Genomic DNA, 306 nt, shown 5'->3' on the forward strand with positions numbered 1-306 from the left:
GATCTTCGTCGGCGCCGGCAATGTCTCGGGATCTGTCGGGATCGAGGCGACCAATTCGGGAACCGGCCTGATCGACGTCAGCGCGACCGGCAATGTGACCGGCACGGGCGGCGAAGGCGTTATTGCGACTGGCAACGACGCGGTGAGCGTCGCCGTAGCGGGTACCGTGACCGGTGCGACTACAGGCCTCCTGGTGACCGGCGGCACCGGCGGGGCGGGCAATATCGATGTCAGCGCGGGTGGTGTCGCGGGCGGCACCGGCAATGCCGTGACGATCCAGAACAACGGCGCGGGCAGCGTCTCGGT

General features: G+C 68.3%; 1 pseudogene. It reads left to right on the plus strand.

The features are described from left to right. A pseudogene (locus tag ASE13_RS20090) lies at window positions 1-306 on the plus strand (hypothetical protein); the annotation flags it as partial.

It is taken from the genome of Sphingomonas sp. Root241 (genome assembly GCF_001428865.1).
Taxonomy (GTDB): Bacteria; Pseudomonadota; Alphaproteobacteria; order Sphingomonadales; family Sphingomonadaceae; genus Sphingomonas.